Genomic DNA, 16081 nt, shown 5'->3' on the forward strand with positions numbered 1-16081 from the left:
GGGGCCGCGAGGAGGGGGGCCGGGACTTCAGCCGCGCTGGATCCCCGAGGTGTCCTGGAGCACACCGCGACGGCCGTCCTGCGTCTGGGCGACGAGGGCCTGACCGCGCTGCTCCACCGCCAGGTACCAGGTGCCGGGGGCCAGTTCGGCGATCGGCGTGGGCGAGCCGTCCTCCGCGAACAGCGGCCGGGGCACCGGCACGGCGAACCAGAACGGCGAGAAGTCACCGGCGGGCGCCGGGGCGGGCTGCCCCTGCTGCGGCTGGCCCGGGAAGGACTGCTGCGGCTGACCGGGCTGGCCCGGCTGCGGCTGACCGCCGAAGGAGGCCTGCTGCTGCGCGCCGGGGTAGCCGTAACCGCCGGGCGGCTGGGCGCCGTAGGGCTGCGGGGCGGCGGGACGGGCGGCCGGGACGAGGGTGCCCTTGAGGGCGGGGACCAGGGGGGTGGCGACGGCGGCGACGGCCATGACGAGCGTGGCGATGAGGGCGAGGATCAGGCCCGTGCCGGCGTCGGGGCCGTCGGAGGAACCGCCGACGTTGTCGATGCCGCCGGCCACGTCGAAGATGTTGCCGAGCGCGCTCCAGGCGGCGAAGACCGTGAACGCGATGCCGAACTGGCCGAGGTCGAGCCCCGCGACCTTCGGCGGCTGCGGCAGACCACGGGCGACGACGACGAGCGCGGCGCCGATGAGGCCCGCCAGCACGACTCCGAGCACGACCGGACCGCTTCCCCACAGGCTGGGGAGGTCGTAACTGTCGGGAGCGCCATCGACGGAGTAGAGGTCGAGGAACGACGCGATGAACAGCAATACCGCTGCTCCGATCACCACGCCGTCGCCTCGAGTGAGGGAGCGGATATTCACTTCAGGTCCTTGTAGGTCGTCTCGTCGTCGGAAGAGGCGTCGCTGTCACCATGTCGCCCGAAGGCCCCGGTGCGAAGCGCGGGGGTGGCCCCTCATCAGTACGGACGACACTACCGTCCGTACGATCGGGCTGTCCGCCGGGACCAGCGCGCTGATCCCTACCCCCGCAGGAAACTCACGATTCCGTCGGAAATCCCCTGCGCCGCTTTCTGCCGCCAGGCGCCGCTGGTCAGCAGCGCCGCGTCCTTGCTATCGCGCATGTTGCCGCACTCGATGAACACCTTGGGAACCGTTGACAGATTGAGACCGCCCAGGTCCTTGCGCGTGACGAGGCCGGTGCCGCCGCCGACGTAGTTGGAGGGCGCGCTGCCGGTGACGCGGACGAAGTTGCCGGCGATGCGCTCACCGAGGTCGCGGGAGGGCCCGACGACGGCCCGGGTGTCGGCGGCGCCGGCGTGCACGGCACCGGGGAGGATCACGTGGAAGCCGCGGTTGCCGGCGCCGGAGCCGTCGGCGTGGAGGGAGACGACGGCGTCGGCCCCGGCCCGGTTGCCGATCCGGGCCCGCTCGTCCACGCACGGTCCGAAGGGCCGGTCGGCGTCCTGCGTCAACTTCACGGTGGCGCCCTGCTCCTCGAGGAGCGCGCGCATGCGGTGGGCGACGTCGAGGGTGAACTCGGCCTCGGTGTAACCGTCGTTGGTGGACGTGCCGGTGGTGTCGCATTCCTTCCGGTTGGTCCCGATGTCCACCTGGCGGTTGATCTCGGTGGTGTGCCGGAAGTTGCCCGGGTTGTGCCCCGGGTCGATGACGACGACCTTCCCCTTGAGCGGCCCGGACGCGGCGGGCGCGGAGGCGGAGGCGGAAGGGGAGGGGGCCGTGGAGGAGGGGCTGGGCTTCTTGTCGTCGGGGCTGCCGGACGGCGGGGCGGGGGCCGAGGACGGCGCCCTGGACGCGGCGGACGCGGACGCCTTCGCGGACGTGCTCGCGGAACCCCCGTCGTCCCCCGGCCCGTCCACGGCCGCGTACACCGCCCACCCGAGCAGCGCTCCCGGTACGAGCGCGGCGAGCGCCACGGTCAGCGGCCCGCGCCGGGACCGCCGGGGCCGGGGTGGATCGAAGCCGGGACCTGTGTACGACACGCAGCCACCCTAGCGGCCCGGCCGGACCTCCCTCGGCCGACGGCCCCGCCGGGGCGGCTCCCGTGCGTCCCGTGCGGCCGGCCTCAGACCCCCGGCCCCGTGCGGCGCAGCACCCGCAGGGAGCCGGTGGCCGAGACCTCGGTGAAGGCGCCGGACTCCAGGGCGCGGAGGTGGACGCGGTACGGGGCCTGGCCGGTGAACTCGTCCACCGGGTCGGGGAAGACGTCGTGGATGACGAGGAGGCCGCCCTCGGCGACGTGGGGGGCCCAGCCCTCGTAGTCGGCCGTGGCGTGCTCGTCGGTGTGGCCGCCGTCGACGAAGACCAGGGCGAGGGGGGAGTTCCAGAGGGCCGCGATCTGCGGGGAGCGGCCCACCAGGGCCACCACGTGGTCCTCCAGGCCCGCCCGGTGCAGGGTGCGGCGGAAGGTGGGGAGGGTGTCCATCAGACCGAGTTCCGGGTCGACCGTCTCCGGGTCGTGGTAGTCCCAGCCGGGCTGCTGCTCCTCGCTGCCGCGGTGGTGGTCCACGGTGAGCGCGGTGACGCCGGCCCCGCGGGCGGCGTCGGCGAGCAGGATCGTGGAACGGCCGCAGTAGGTGCCGACCTCCAGCAGGGGCAGGCCCAGACGGCCGGCCTCGGTCGCCGCCGCGTACAGGGCCAGGCCCTCGTCCACGGGCATGAAGCCCTTCGCCGCCTCGAACGCGGCCAGGATCTCCGGCTGGGGAGTCATCGGCATGGGGCGTGCCCTTCCCGGGGTCGTACGTGTGTGCACGGGCTCATGCTGCCGTACCCGCCGCCGGGCCGGCCGACAGGGGCACCGCCGGGCGACAGGAGTCCGGGCGGGCCCGGGCCGGGGGACCGGGACGGCGCCGGGCGAAATGCCGATGCACGGAGCCCGGACCGGTTGAGAGCATGGCGCACATGCTCGAAACCACCGACACCACCCCTACGTCCGGTCGCGGCGCTCCCCCCACGTGGCTGGTGGTGGCGCTGGCGTGTGCCGGGCAGTTCCTCGTCGTGCTCGACATCTCCGTGGTGAACGTGGCCCTGCCGTCCGTGCGCACCGGGCTGGACCTCGACGAGCAGGGACTCCAGTGGGTGGTCAACGCGTACGCCATCGCCTTCGCCGGCTTCATGCTGCTCGGCGGACGGGCCGGCGACCTCTACGGGCGCAAGCGCATGTTCCTCGTCGGCCTCGGGCTGTTCACGCTGGCCTCGCTGGCCGGCGGGCTGGCCCAGGACGGCTGGCAGCTGCTGCTGGCGCGGGCCGTGCAGGGACTCGGGGCGGCCGTCCTGGCGCCCTCCACGCTCACCATCGTCACCTCCGCGGTGCCGGAGGGCGCGGCCCGCGCCCGGGCCATCGCGACCTGGACGGCCGTCGGGGCGGGCGGCGGAGCGGCCGGCGGGTTCGTCGGCGGGGTGCTGGTGGACGCGCTGTCGTGGCGCTGGGTGCTGCTGATCAACGTACCGGTCGGCGCGGTGGTGCTGGCCGGGGCCGCCCGATGGCTGGTGGAGGGCCGGGCCGGGGACGGGCGGCGGCTCGACCTGCCCGGCGCGCTGCTGGTGACGGCCGGTCTCGCCACGCTGGCGTACGGCATCTCGCAGACCGAGGCCGAGGGGTGGACGGCGGCGGCCACCCTGGTGCCGCTGTGCGCCGGGCTCGCCCTCATCGTGCTCTTCCTCCTCGTCGAGGCCCGGGCGAAGGCCCCGCTGATGCCGCTCGGACTGCTGCGGCTGCGGTCGGTGGCGTCGGCGAACGTGGCGATGTTCCTGAGCGGCTCCGCGATGTTCTGCATGTGGTTCTTCATGACCCTGTACGCGCAGAACGTGCTCGGCTACACCCCGCTGGAGGCCGGACTCGCCCTGGTGCCCAGCTCGCTCGCCGTGGTCCTCGGTTCCAAGCTCGCGCCCCGGCTGATGCGCACCTCGGGCCCGCGCGCCGTGGCCGTGTTCGGCACGCTGGTCGCGGTGGCCGGCTTCGGCTGGCAGTCGACGATGACCGCCGACGGGGCGTATCTGACCACGATCATGTTCCCCGGCGTCCTCATGATGCTGGGCGCGGGCCTCGCCGGGACCCCGCTCGCCGCGCTCGCCACGTCCGGCGTGCCGCCGCAGGAGGCCGGTGTCGTCTCCGGGCTGGTCAACACCTCCCGGACGATGGGCGGTTCGCTGGGACTCGCGGTCATGTCGACGATCGCGGCGGCCCGCACGGCGGGTGACCGGACACCCCAGGCACTGACGGAGGGCTACGCGCTGGTGTTCCGCACGGGAACGGTCGTGCTGGCCGCCGGGGTGGTGCTGATGTGGGTGTGGCTGCCGCGGCGGGCGGCCGTCACGTCCTGAACCGGGCGCGGGGAAGCGGGGGCGGTGACCCGGCCCGCCCGGTGCGCAGGGCACACCCCCGGGGTCCTTCCCGCGTGCCGGAGGGCTGGGCTATACAGGGGTCCCGGTGACGGCCCCGGCGACGCTTCCGGCGATCAGGAGACCCATGCCCATCGACGCAGCCAAGGCGCTCGCCGCCGGACCCCGGACCGGCGAGATCTCCTGGACCGCCAAGGACGTCCTGCTCTACCACCTCGGCATCGGCGCGGGGACCCCCGCCACCGACCCCGGCGAACTGCGCTACACCCTGGAGTCCCGGCTGCACGTCCTGCCGAGCTTCGCCACCGTCGCGGGCGCCGGGGCACCGGGGGTGATCGGCGCGCTGTCCATGCCCGGCGTCGAGGTCGACCTGGCCCGTGTCCTGCACGGCGGCCAGTCGCTCACCCTGCACCGCCCCCTTCCGGCCGAGGGCACCGCCACCGTCACCGACCGCATCACCGCCGTGTACGACAAGGGCGGGGCGGCCGTCCTCGTGATGCGCACCGCGGCGGCCGACGCCGACGGCCCGCTGTGGACCGGCGACGCGCGGATCCACGTACGCGGCGAAGGCGGCTGGGGCGGCGACCGCGGTCCGTCCGCGCGGCGCGGGGCCCCCGCCGGGGAGCCGGACCGGATCCTCGACCTGGCCGTCCGGGAGGACCAGGCCCTCCTCTACCGCCTCTCCGGCGACTGGAACCCGTTGCACGCCGACCCCGGATTCGCCGAGCGCGCCGGGTTCGAGCGGCCCGTCCTGCACGGGCTGTGCACCTACGGCATGACGCTCAAGGCGGTCGTCGACACGCTGCTCGGCGGTGACGTCACCCGCGTCCGTGCCTATGCCACCCGGTTCGCCGGGGTCGTGTACCCGGGGGAGACGCTGCGGATCCGGATGTGGTGCGGGGACGGCGAGGTGCGCGTGGCCGTGGGCGCCGTCGAGAGGGGTGACGCGCCCGTGCTCGCCGACACCACCGTCGAACACTCCTGAACCGGCCCGATCCGAACGAGAGGCCCCGGGGGAGTCCCGCCCCGCGTGCGGCCGTACCGCCGGGGAGCGGACCGGGCCGGGCCGGACACGGCGCGGCCCCGCCCGTCGTGCGACGAGCGGGGCCGGTCGTGTTTCCCGGTTGCCGGGCGTACCCGACGTTCCGTCAGGCGGCCGCCTCCGCGTGCTCGTTCTCCTCCACCGGCCTGCGGTGACGGCCGCGCGGGGCCGTCTCGGCGTCCTGCGTGGAGACCGGTCCCCGGTGCTTGCCGTGCCCGGCGGCGGCCTGCCCGCTCCCGGCGGTCTGCGGCTGGTTCGTGCTGGCGTCGTTCATCGGAAGGAATTCACCCCGTAGACATGATCTTTCCTACAGCCGGGCGAGTGTAACCGGCGCACCACGCCCCGGATCCAGACGGCCACGCCGACCGCCGCTACTTCGTTACAAGCCGTCCCAGGGGCGCCTGTTGGAGGGGCACGGGACGGGGAGCGGAGGGGGATCCGGGGGCATGCGGGGCATCGGGGTCGCGGGGAGCCGGGAGGCCGGCGAGGGCCAGGAACTCGCCGGTGGTCGAGGGGAGTTCGCCGGAAGCCCGATGTCCACCGGGGGCCGTCGGCGCGGCAGCCGCCGCGGACGGGCCGAAAGCCGTGGGCTCCGGTTCCGTCGACGGCCGCAGGCCCAGGCCCTCCGGCCGTTCCCGCTGCCCGGGCGCGGTCAGCCGGGCCACTCCGCACGGCACCGCACGGGTGGCGTACGGCAGCCGCAGCACCCCGTCCGCCGTCCACAGCCCGCTGCCGGTCAGCCACCCGTCGGGCGCCGGGAGATGGTGCACCTGCCGCTCCGCCGGCCGCCACACCCCGACCCAGCTGCCGAGCGCGCCGTCGATGCGCAGCGCCACCGCGCAGCCCTCCGGCGTCAGCATCTGCCCCGGCTGGATCGCGAACGGGGTGACGGCGCAGTCCGCCATCCGCAGGCACTCCGGGAAACGCACCGGCAGCGTGCTGCCCAGCACCCCCCAGCCCAGCCGGTCCCGTCCCGGTGAGGGCGCGTCCGAGCGGACCAGCAGCAGCCCGCTGTCCGGGTCGGCCAGCAGCACCCGGTCGTCGCTCTCGGCGGCGATCTGGAGCAGCGGGGACATCTCGCCGCCGCGCTCCAGGTCCACCACCACCGCCTTGGTGCGCCCGCCGGTCTCCCGGTCCAGGGCCAGCATCCGTCCCGCGCGGTCCAGCCAGACCCCGCCCGAGCAGCGGCCGGGGACCTCGGCGAGGTGCTCGGGCCCGAACGCGCCGCCCGCGACGAGCCACACCGCCGTCGACCGCCGGCCCACGGCCAGGGCGTACGCCCGCTCCCCGTCCGGGGCGGGCGGCAGCAGCCGCAGCCGGGTGCCCTCCTCCGGGCACTCGACCGTGCCCAGCGGCAGCTCGCCGGTGCCGGGCCCGGTCGGGTACAGCAGGGAGAAGGCGTGCCGGCCGTTCGCCCGCCGGTGGATGAGGACCCGCCCGTCCCTCAGGGGCTGCACCTCGGAGCCGGGCTCCTCGGGCCGGTTGCCGGGCAGCGGCACCGCGTAGGGCTCGGGGCCGTCCAGGGTCCAGCGCTCCGGGAAGAGGGAGTCGCCGGACAGGACGAGGCGCGCGGCGTAGGAACCGTCCGCGGTGATGGCGCAGCCCGGCTGCCCGGCTCCGTCCTCGTGTCCCGTCGCGGGCGACGGGAATCCTCCGGGTCCGGGCGGAGCCCCGAGCCCGGGAAAGGCACAGACCGTCATCGTTCGGTCACCTCCGGCGACGACCGTAGTTATCGCACGCACAGGCGGGGGCCGACGACGCCGCGCTTCACACATAAGGGTGCTCCAGGAACGATTCTCCTGAGGGGACGGGGACGTATGTGCTGGCCGTGCCGGGGGCCGTTCCGCGGGTCCGCGCCGGTACTGCGGCACGAAACGGCCAGGTAGCCTTGCACTCGTGCCCCGTCTGTCTGAAGTCATCGCCGTGCTGGAGACCCTGTGGCCCGCCGAACGGGCCGAGTCCTGGGACGCGGTCGGCACCGTCGTGGGCGAGCCCGACCAGGAGGTCATGCGGGTCCTGTTCGCCGTGGACCCGGTCCAGGAGACCGTCGACGAGGCGGTGCAGCTGGGCGCCGACCTGCTCGTCACCCACCACCCGCTCTACCTGCGCGGGACGACCACCGTCGCGGCCTCCACCTCCAAGGGCCGTGTGGTGCACACGCTCATCAGGAACGACATCGCGCTGCACGTCGCCCACACCAACGCCGACACCGCCGACCCGGGCGTCTCCGACGCCCTCGCCGGCGCCCTGGACCTCAGGGTCGTACGGCCCCTCGTGCCGGACCCGACCGACCCGGAGGGCCGCCGGGGCCTGGGCCGGGTCTGTGAAGTGGACCCCCCGCTGACCGTCCGTGAGCTCGCCGCCCGCGCCGCCGCGTGCCTGCCCGCCACCGCGCAGGGCATCCGCGTCGCCGGCGACCCCGAGGCACCGGTGCGCACGGTCGCCGTCAGCGGCGGCTCCGGCGACAGCCTCTTCGAGCACGTCCGCGCCGCCGGCGTCGACGCCTTCCTCACCGCGGACCTGCGCCACCACCCGGCCTCCGAGTTCATGGCGGACCGGGCCCACAGCCCCCTCGCGCTGCTCGACGCGGCGCACTGGGCCACCGAGTGGCCCTGGTGCGAGCTGGCCGCAGCCCAGCTCGACGAGATCTCCGACCGCCACGGATGGGGCCTTCGGGTCCACGTCTCGAAGACGGTCACCGACCCCTGGACCGCCCACGCGGCCTCCACCGGCCCGTCGCCCGCCACCGCCCTTCCAAGGAGCGCTTCACGCGCCCCTTCCCCCTCCGACACCCCTGGAGCCCCCAACTGAACGCCGCGCCCGCCGACCAGATCCGACTCCTCGACGTCCAGGACCTCGACGTCCGCCTCCAGCAGCTCGCGCACAAGCGGAGGTCGCTGCCCGAGCACGCCGAGATCGAGTCGCTGACGAAGGACCTCACCCAGCTGCGCGACCTGCTCGTCGCCGCGCAGACCGAGGAGAGCGACTGCGCACGCGAGCAGACCAAGGCCGAGCAGGACGTGGACCAGGTGCGCCAGCGCGCCGCCCGCGACCAGAAGCGCCTCGACTCCGGTGCCGTCTCCTCGCCCAGGGACCTGGAGAACCTCCAGCGCGAGATCGCCTCCCTCGCCAAGCGGCAGGGCGACCTCGAGGACGTCGTCCTGGAGGTCATGGAGCGCCGCGAGTCCGCGCAGGAGCGGGTCGCCGAGCTGACCGACCGCGTCGCCTCCGTCCAGTCGAAGATCGACGACGCGGTCGAGCGCCGGGACGCGGCCCTCGAGGAGATCGACGGCGAGGCCGCCTCGGTCACCAAGGAGCGCGAGGTCGTCGCCGGTTCCGTCCCCGCCGACCTGCTCAAGCTGTACGACAAACTGCGCGAGCAGCAGGGCGGCATCGGCGCGGCGAAGCTGTACGCCCGCACGTGCCAGGGCTGCCGCCAGGAGCTCGCCATCACCGAGCTGAACGAGATCCGCCGGGCCGCGCCCGACACCGTGGTGCGCTGCGAGAACTGCCGCCGCATCCTGGTGCGCACGCCCGAGTCGGGTCTGTAGGCGGACGGTACGGGCGGTACGGACGGCAGGGGGCGTTTTCCGGTGCGGGAGTTCATCGTCGAGGCGGACGGCGGGTCACGGGGCAACCCGGGGCCCGCGGGTTACGGGGCCGTGGTGAGCGACGCGGCGACGGGGGAGACCCTCGTGGAGGCGGCCGAGTACATCGGCGTCGCCACCAACAACGTCGCCGAGTACCGGGGCCTGCTGGCCGGCCTGCGCGCCGCCCACGAGCTGGACCCACAGGCCACGGTCCACGTCCGGATGGACTCCAAGCTCGTCGTCGAGCAGATGACCGGCCGCTGGAAGATCAAGCACCCCGGCATGAAGCCGCTCGCGGCGGAGGCGGCGCGGGTCTTCCCGCCGGAGCGGGTGACGTACGAGTGGATCCCCCGCGAGCGGAACAAGCACGCCGACCGCCTGGCCAACGAGGCGATGGACGCGGGCGAGCGGGGGGAGCGGTGGCCGGCCCCGGCCCCGCGGGCCGCGCCGGACGCTCCGGCCGCGCGACCCGTGGCGCCCGGGCCGTCGGGCCCGCCCGGAGACGCGGCCGCGGGCGCGGCAGGGGTCCGCGCCGCGTTGACCTCCGCCTCCGGGGACTCCGTCGACACCTCCGGGGCCGCCGGTGCCGCCGGCGACGAGGGGACCGCCGCCCTCAAGGCCGCCGCCGACGTCCGTGCCGCGCGCGCCGTGGCCACGCCCGGCACCGGGTGGGGGCCCGCCGACCTGGGACCGCCCGCCACCTTCGTCCTGCTCCGGCACGGCGAGACCCCGCTGACCCCGCAGAAGCGTTTCTCGGGCAGCGGCGGCAGCGACCCCTCCCTCTCCGACGTCGGCCGGGAGCAGGCCGAGAAGGCCGCCGCCGCCCTGGCCCGGCGCGGCACCGTCCAGGCGGTCGTCTCCTCCCCCCTCGCCCGCACCCGCGAGACCGCCGGCATCGTCGCCGCCCGCCTCGGCCTCGAGGTGACCGTGGACGAGGGGCTGCGCGAGACCGACTTCGGCGCCTGGGAGGGCCTCACCTTCGCCGAGGTCCGCGAACGCCACCCCGACGACCTGAACGCCTGGCTGTCCTCCCCGGACGCCGAACCCACCGGCGGCGGCGAGAGCTTCGCGGCCACCGCCACCCGGGTCGCCGCCACCCGGGACAAGCTGGTCGCGGCGTACGCGGGCCGCACGGTCCTGCTGGTCAGCCACGTGACGCCGATCAAGACGTTCGTACGCCTCGCCCTGGGCGCCCCGCCCGAGTCCCTGTTCCGCATGGAACTGTCGGCGGCCTCGCTCTCGGCGGTGGCGTACTACGCCGACGGCAACGCCAGCGTCCGCCTGTTCAACGACACCTCGCACCTGCGCTGAGCCCCGCCGCCTCGCGGGCCAGCCGCTCGATCCGGCCCCAGTCCCGGGCCGCCACCGCGTCGGCCGGGAGCATCCAGCTCCCGCCCACGCACCCGACGTTGGGCAGCGCGAGGTAGTCCGGCGCGGAGTCCGCCCCGATCCCCCCGGTCGGGCAGAAACGGGCCTGGGGGAGCGGTCCGGCGAGCGCCCCCAGATACGCCGTCCCGCCCGCGGCCCGCGCCGGGAAGAACTTCATCTCCCGCACCCCGCGCTCGAGGAGCGCCACCACTTCGGAAGCAGTGGACACCCCCGGCAGGAACGGCACCCCGGACGCCCGCATCGCCCCCAGCAGCACGTCCGTCCATCCGGGGCTGACCAGGAACCGCGCCCCGGCGTCCACCGCCTCGTCCACCTGACCCGGCGTGATCACCGTCCCGGCCCCGACCACCGCGTCCGGCACCTCACCGGCGATCGCCCGGATCGCGTCGAGCGCGGCGGGCGTCCGCAGGGTCACCTCGATCGCGGGCAGTCCACCGGCCACCAGCGCACGCGCCAGCGGTACGGCGTCGGCGGCGTCCTCGACGACGACGACGGGCACGACGGGAGCGAGACCGAGGACGGAGGGGGGCGAGGAAGGGGAGGAAGAGGAGGAGGGCAGGGGAGAACTCATGGCGTCATCCTGCCCGCACCGAAACACTCTGCGCAAAGCTCATTGCGCATGCTGCAATGGGCGCTGGTGGGGAGTGTTCAGTGCACCTCGTCCACCAGCACGTCCAGCGCCCAGGCCGTCCCCGCCCTGGCCGGCGCCGCCGCCTCCACCTCGTACCCGAGGTCCCGCAGCGCCTCCACCAGCTCGGCGGGATCCTCCGGAGCGGCCCCGGCGGTCAGCAGACTCCGCACGATCCGGCCCTTGGTCGCCTTGTTGAAGTGGCTGACCACCTTCCGCGTCGGCGCGTGCAGCACCCGCACGGTCGCCGTCCGCGCCGCCACCTCGCCCTTCGGCTTCCAGGCCGCCGCGTACGCCGCCGACCGCAGGTCCAGCACCAGCCCGTTCCCGGCCGCCTCGGGCAGCACCTCGGCCATCGCCGCACGCCAGTGCGCGCTCAGCGCGCCGAGCCCGGGCAGCTTCACGCCCATCGAGCAGCGGTAGGAGGGGATCCGGTCGGTGACCCGGACCGCGCCCCACAGCCCGGAGAAGACCAGCAGGGACGCCGCGGCCCGCCGCTTCGCCGCCGCGTCGAGGGAGGCCAGGCCCAGGGCGTCGTACAGCACCCCGGTGTAGATCTCCCCGGCGGGCCGCGCGCCGGCCGTCCGCAGCTCCGCGTTCTTCGCCACCTCGCCCCGCAGCCCCTCGCTCAGTCCGAGCACCTCGCGCGCCTTGTCCTCGTCGCCGGAGCACAGGTCCACCAGCTCGGCCAGGACGGCCTCCCGGGCCTCGGCCAGCCCCGGCAGCGACAGCGACTCGGGCTTCAGCGCGGCACCGCGGCCGGAAGCGGCCTTGCCTTCGGACGGCGGCAGCAGGACAAGCACACGTACTCCTTCGGTAGAACTCCGCCGCCAGGGTACGGCGCCCACTCCCTACGCCCGCGCGGCGCGTTCCCCGGCCTGCTCACCGGCCGTCAGGGCCCGGACCAGCCCGTCGGGGTCGTCGGCGTGGAAGCGGACCACGCGGACCTCGCGGCGGTGGCCGAAGAAGGTGACGTGCGTGACCGGCTCGGTCAGCTCGACGGTGACGGTCGTCTGCGAGCCGACGGCGACGTCGAGCTCGCCGGCGGCCTCCTCGTGGGTCATGCGCAGCTCACGGCGGACGGAGGCGATCCGTTCCAGCGGTATCCGCAGGTCGACGTGGACCGCCCGGCGGACCCGCAGCGCGCCGGCGTCCAGCACATGGGGGCGCACGACGGAGGCGGCGTGCAGGGCGACGACGAAGACGACGGTGTACACGTCCAGGAAGAGCACCACCGCGTGCACGGCCGGCCAGTCGCCCAGCAGCACGGACATCGCCACCGTCTCGACCGCGCACACGAACGCGAAGCCGGCCATCAGGGCCGCCTGCCCGCGCGCGTACCCGAACGCCGTCCCCCCGCGGACGCCGTGGGCGCGCCGCGCCACCCACAGTCCCAGGCTCGCCATCAGCCGCAGCTCGTGCCGGGCGAGGATCCGGGCGATCCGCAGGGCGCCCCTCATGACCCTCCCTCCGTGGCGATCCGCAGCGCCCGGCGGACCGCCTCCGCCTGGGCCGGGGCGAGGTCGGCGTAGAGCGCGCGCAGGAAGCCGTGCCCCTGGTCGATGTCCGTCCCGGCCGGGACCAGCCCGGCGGGGATGCACGCGGCGAGCGCGCGGGCGGCCTCGTCCACGCGCGGGTCGTCCGGAGCGGCGTCGGCGAGCGCGTCGAGCAGGCCGTACACGCCGAGCGCCCGCTCCGCCCCGCCCGGCGCGCCCACGACCCCGCCGAGCAGGCCCATCAGCCGCTCCCGTTCCTCCGGTGACGCCGCGGTCTCGAGGAGTGCGAGCACCTCCCGGTCCTTGGCGGCCATGGGGGAGTCCGGCACCTGTCCCATGTCCCGGAACAGCGCGGCCAGTTCCGGCGAGACCGGCCCCTCGGCGGCCGGCCCGCCCTCCGTCTCCAGCAGCGTCCGCAGCCGTGCCCGCCGGTCCCGGATCGCCGCCTCCTGCCGCGCCAGGTCCTCGTCCAGCTCCGTCAACACCTCGGCGAGCTCCTTCCCGGCGTCGTCCGCGAGCACGTCCCGCACCTCGGCGAGCCCCAGTCCCAGCTCGGTCAGCCGCCTGATCCGCGCGAGGACGACGGCGTGCCGCAGGGTGTAGTCCCGGTAGCCGTTGGCCCGCCGTTCCGGTTCCGGCAGCAGCCCCAGATGGTGGTAGTGCCGCACGGTCCGCGTGGTGACGCCGACGACGGCGGCGAGTTCTCCGATCCGCATGGCACCCAGTAGAGACGTTGACGTCGCGGCAGGGTCAAGCCGGTGCCGTGGCGTCCGACGGGCGGCATGATCCTGTGCCACGATCGAGGGGACGGTTCCCGATCTCACGGACAGGTGATCAGTCGATGTCCCAGTCCGGCGAGCGACCGAAGGAGGGGCGTGACATGACTGCCATGGCCCACGAGCCACTCTCGCAGGCGGACGTCCTGCTGGAGGGGTTCCTCGCCCTGGAGACCCCGGAGGGTTTCCGGGCCGAGCTGATCGAGGGGGAGATCGTCGTGACGCCGCCGCCGGACGGGGACCACGAGGACTGCATCGGGTTGATCGTGACGCAGGTGATCCGAGGGTCCCGGACGGACATGCAGTTCTCCGGGAACAAGGGCCTGCGACTGAAGAGTGGCGGAGCCTGCCCGAAGAACCACGCGATCCCGGACGGCACCTTCGCTCCCACGGCCCTGCGCCTCTACCGGGGCGCCGACCCCTGGATGCCCTGCGACGGCGTCGCCATGGTCCTGGAGGTGACTTCCAGCAAGCCCCGGGCCGACCGCGAGGCCAAGCGCCGCTGCTACGCCCGCGGCGGTATCCCCCTCTACCTGCTCGTCGACCGCGAAGCCTCCTCGATCACGCTGTTCAGCGACCCGGAGAAGGACGAGTACCGCGAGCACTGCACCCGCCCCTTCGGCAAACCGGTCGCCCTCCCCGAGCCCTTCGCCTTCGACCTGGACACCGGCGACTTCCTCTGATCCCCTGGGGACGGGGGTGCGAGGTGGGGAACGTACGGGAACAGGCCCGCTGGACCAGGGCGCGGCTCGGGCGCGGCGGCCCCGCCGTCGACCTGCTCACCGCCCGCTTCGACCGCCACGAGTACGCCCCCCACGCCCACGACGAGTTCACCGTCGGCGTCACCGTCGGCGGCCTGGAGGTCATCGCCTACCGGGGCGGCCGGATCCACTCCGGTCCCGGCTCGATCGTCGTCCTCGAACCCGGCGAGATGCACACCGGCGGCCCCGCCGCCCCCGACGGCTACGCCTACCGCGCCCTGTACGCCGATCCCGCCCTCCTCACCGACGGCACCCTCGGCCGCGGCCTCCCGCACTTCCCCGAAGCCGTCCTCGACGACCCCGAGCTGGCCACCGCCCTGCGCCGCGCCCACACCGACCTCAGCGCCCGCCCCGACCCCCTGGAGGCGGAGTCCCGCCTGCCCTGGCTGCTCACCGCCCTCGCCCGCCGCCACTCCACGTCCCGCGCGAGCGACGACACCGTCCCCGGCGCCGGCCGCATCGCCCTCGCCGTCCGCGACCGCCTCGCCGACGAACTGCTCGCCCCGCCCTCCCTCGCCGCCCTCGCCGGCGACCTGGGCCTGTCCCGCTACCAGCTGCTGCGCGCCTTCCGCACGACGATGGGGGTGCCGCCGTACGCCTGGCTCGCCCAGTACCGGGTGACCAGGGCCCGCGCCCTGCTGGAGGCCGGAGCGCGCCCCGCCGAGGTGGCCGGACTCGTGGGCTTCGCCGACCAGGCCCACCTCACCCGCTGGTTCCGCCGGGTGCTGGGGGTGACCCCGGCGGCGTACCGCAACAGCGTTCAAGACAGCGCCCGCTGACCCGGCCGAGACTCACCGCATGACTGCACGCGGCTGGTTCCTGTTCTCCCTGATGGGAGTCGTCTGGGGCGTCCCCTACCTGCTGATCAAGGTGGCGGTGGACGAGCTGTCCCCGTCGATGGTGGTGTTCGCGCGGTGCGCGCTGGGCGCCGCCCTCCTGCTTCCCTTCGCCCTGCGCCAACCGGGCCTGGCCCGGAACGTGCGCGGGCACTGGAAGCCGATGCTGGCGTTCGCGGTCATCGAGATCGTCGGCCCCTGGTACACCCTGACCGACGCCGAACGCCACCTCTCCAGCTCCACGGCGGGCCTGCTGATAGCGGGCGTACCGATCATCGCCGTCCTGCTGTCCCGCTTCTTCGGCGCGGCCGAGTCACTGGGCGCCCGCCGGATCACGGGCCTCGCGCTGGGCCTCGGCGGCGTCGGCTTCCTCACCGTCCCCCACCTGACCGGCGGCAACGCCCTCTCCCTGGCGGAGGTCCTGGTGACGGCCGTCGGCTACGCCACGGCGCCGCTGATCGCCGGCCGCCACCTCAAGGACGTCCCGACCCTGCACCTCATCACGCCCTGCCTGGCCCTGGCCGCCCTGGTCTACGCCCCCGCGGCGATCGCGACCCGCCCGGCGGGCCTCCCCGCGACCGAGACCCTCGCCGCCCTGACCGCCCTCGGCGTCGTCTGCACGGCGATCGCCTTCGTGGCCTTCCTGGAACTGATCAAGGAAGTCGGCCCGACCCGCGCGTCGGTGATCACGTACGTCAACCCGGCGGTCGCGGTGGCGGCGGGGGCCGTCTTCCTGGACGAGCGCCTGACCGGGACGGTGCTGGCCGCCTTCGCCCTGATCCTGGCGGGCTCGGTCCTGGCCACGGCGGCCGCGCCGAAGCCGGCGCCGCGCCGGGTACCATGGTCGACACGGCAGACGAGCCGGGCGGACGGCCGCGTGGAGTCCCCCTAGGGGGCTTCCCGAGGAACGTCCGGGCTCCACAGGGCAGGGTGGTGGCCAACAGCCACCCGGGGTGACCCGCGGGACAGTGCCACAGAAAGCAGACCGCCGGGGACCTCGGTCCTCGGTAAGGGTGAAACGGTGGTGTAAGAGACCACCAGTGCCCAGGGTGACCTGGGCAGCTAGGTAAACCCCACCCGGAGCAAGGTCAAGAGGGAGCACCCCGGTGCTCCTGCGCGGACGCTCGAGGGCTGCCCGCCCGAGTCCGCGGGTAGACCGCACGAGGCCGGTGGCAACACCGGTCCTAGATGGATGGCCGTCGCC

Annotated in this window: 16 protein-coding genes, 1 other RNA gene and 1 pseudogene; 9 read left to right on the forward strand and 9 right to left on the reverse strand. The window is 74.7% G+C overall.

The features are described from left to right. Window positions 1-27 precede the first annotated feature (27 nt). The 3 genes from RIM90_RS24455 to RIM90_RS24465 form a co-directional block, all read right to left on the reverse strand. Window positions 28-861: a DUF5336 domain-containing protein gene (locus tag RIM90_RS24455; protein ID WP_309062916.1), complete on the reverse strand. Its 834-nt coding sequence runs from the start codon at window positions 859-861 to the stop codon at window positions 28-30. 158 nt (window positions 862-1019) lie between these two features. Continuing rightward, window positions 1020-2000, reverse strand: coding sequence for an N-acetylmuramoyl-L-alanine amidase (locus RIM90_RS24460; RefSeq protein ID WP_309062917.1), 981 nt, complete (start codon window positions 1998-2000; stop codon window positions 1020-1022). A gap of 83 nt (window positions 2001-2083) precedes the next feature. Continuing rightward, window positions 2084-2734, reverse strand: a complete 651-nt coding sequence (locus tag RIM90_RS24465) for a class I SAM-dependent methyltransferase (RefSeq protein WP_309062918.1) — start codon at window positions 2732-2734, stop codon at window positions 2084-2086. A 176-nt stretch (window positions 2735-2910) separates the two neighbouring features. Here RIM90_RS24465 and RIM90_RS24470 point away from each other — a divergent pair, with 176 nt between their 5' ends. Then, a complete protein-coding gene (locus RIM90_RS24470) occupies window positions 2911-4341 on the forward strand; it encodes an MFS transporter (protein WP_375165537.1) in 1431 nt (476 codons plus the stop codon). A 145-nt stretch (window positions 4342-4486) separates the two neighbouring features. Further along, complete coding sequence (locus RIM90_RS24475; protein WP_309062920.1) at window positions 4487-5344, forward strand: MaoC/PaaZ C-terminal domain-containing protein; 858 nt, start codon at window positions 4487-4489, stop codon at window positions 5342-5344. Between the two features lie 163 nt (window positions 5345-5507). On the opposite strand, the gene RIM90_RS24480 is transcribed toward RIM90_RS24475, so the two are convergent. Continuing rightward, a complete protein-coding gene (locus tag RIM90_RS24480; RefSeq protein WP_309062921.1) occupies window positions 5508-5675 on the reverse strand; it encodes a hypothetical protein in 168 nt (55 codons plus the stop codon). Window positions 5676-5772: 97 nt separating this feature from the next. Beyond that, entirely contained in the window at window positions 5773-7101 is a 1329-nt protein-coding gene (locus tag RIM90_RS24485; RefSeq protein ID WP_309062922.1) for a hypothetical protein, read from the reverse strand. A 196-nt stretch (window positions 7102-7297) separates the two neighbouring features. On the opposite strand from RIM90_RS24485, the gene RIM90_RS24490 reads away from it, so the two are divergent. Genes RIM90_RS24490 through RIM90_RS24500 form a run of 3 tightly spaced genes read left to right on the forward strand, consistent with a single transcriptional unit; the run spans window position 7298 to window position 10302 of the window. Continuing rightward, complete coding sequence (locus RIM90_RS24490) at window positions 7298-8212, forward strand: Nif3-like dinuclear metal center hexameric protein (protein WP_309062923.1); 915 nt, start codon at window positions 7298-7300, stop codon at window positions 8210-8212. Further along, a complete protein-coding gene (locus RIM90_RS24495) occupies window positions 8209-8952 on the forward strand; it encodes a C4-type zinc ribbon domain-containing protein (protein WP_309062931.1) in 744 nt (247 codons plus the stop codon). The genes RIM90_RS24490 and RIM90_RS24495 overlap by 4 nt, the downstream gene beginning before the upstream one ends. A 42-nt stretch (window positions 8953-8994) precedes the next feature. Beyond that, window positions 8995-10302 carry a bifunctional RNase H/acid phosphatase gene (locus RIM90_RS24500; RefSeq protein WP_309062924.1) on the forward strand — a complete coding sequence of 436 codons (1308 nt, stop codon included), beginning with the start codon at window positions 8995-8997 and terminating at the stop codon, window positions 10300-10302. On the opposite strand, the gene eda is transcribed toward RIM90_RS24500, so the two are convergent. The 4 genes from eda to RIM90_RS24520 form a co-directional block, all read right to left on the reverse strand. Then, window positions 10277-10951 carry a bifunctional 4-hydroxy-2-oxoglutarate aldolase/2-dehydro-3-deoxy-phosphogluconate aldolase gene (gene eda / locus RIM90_RS24505; RefSeq protein ID WP_309062925.1) on the reverse strand — a complete coding sequence of 225 codons (675 nt, stop codon included), beginning with the start codon at window positions 10949-10951 and terminating at the stop codon, window positions 10277-10279. The two genes, RIM90_RS24500 and eda, sit on opposite strands and share 26 nt — an antisense overlap. Before the next feature lie 77 nt (window positions 10952-11028). Beyond that, window positions 11029-11811: a peroxide stress protein YaaA gene (yaaA, locus tag RIM90_RS24510; RefSeq protein WP_309062926.1), complete on the reverse strand. Its 783-nt coding sequence runs from the start codon at window positions 11809-11811 to the stop codon at window positions 11029-11031. A gap of 48 nt (window positions 11812-11859) precedes the next feature. Further along, window positions 11860-12468, reverse strand: a complete 609-nt coding sequence (locus tag RIM90_RS24515) for a hypothetical protein (RefSeq protein WP_309062927.1) — start codon at window positions 12466-12468, stop codon at window positions 11860-11862. Then, window positions 12465-13220, reverse strand: a complete 756-nt coding sequence (locus RIM90_RS24520; protein ID WP_309062928.1) for a MerR family transcriptional regulator — start codon at window positions 13218-13220, stop codon at window positions 12465-12467. The genes RIM90_RS24515 and RIM90_RS24520 overlap by 4 nt, the downstream gene beginning before the upstream one ends. Window positions 13221-13393: 173 nt before the next feature. Here RIM90_RS24520 and RIM90_RS24525 point away from each other — a divergent pair, with 173 nt between their 5' ends. From RIM90_RS24525 to rnpB, 4 genes and pseudogenes are all read left to right on the forward strand, one after another. Then, window positions 13394-13963 carry a Uma2 family endonuclease gene (locus RIM90_RS24525; protein WP_309062932.1) on the forward strand — a complete coding sequence of 190 codons (570 nt, stop codon included), beginning with the start codon at window positions 13394-13396 and terminating at the stop codon, window positions 13961-13963. Window positions 13964-13986: 23 nt separating this feature from the next. Then, a complete protein-coding gene (locus RIM90_RS24530) occupies window positions 13987-14820 on the forward strand; it encodes an AraC family transcriptional regulator (protein WP_309062929.1) in 834 nt (277 codons plus the stop codon). Window positions 14821-14872: 52 nt separating this feature from the next. Further along, window positions 14873-15619, forward strand: a pseudogene (locus tag RIM90_RS31610) (DMT family transporter); the annotation flags it as partial. A gap of 115 nt (window positions 15620-15734) precedes the next feature. Next, an RNA gene (gene rnpB, locus RIM90_RS24540) (RNase P RNA component class A) lies at window positions 15735-16081 on the forward strand; the annotation flags it as partial.

It is taken from the genome of Streptomyces sp., assembly GCF_031181555.1.
In the GTDB taxonomy this organism is placed as follows: Bacteria; Actinomycetota; Actinomycetes; order Streptomycetales; family Streptomycetaceae; genus Streptomyces; species Streptomyces fimbriatus.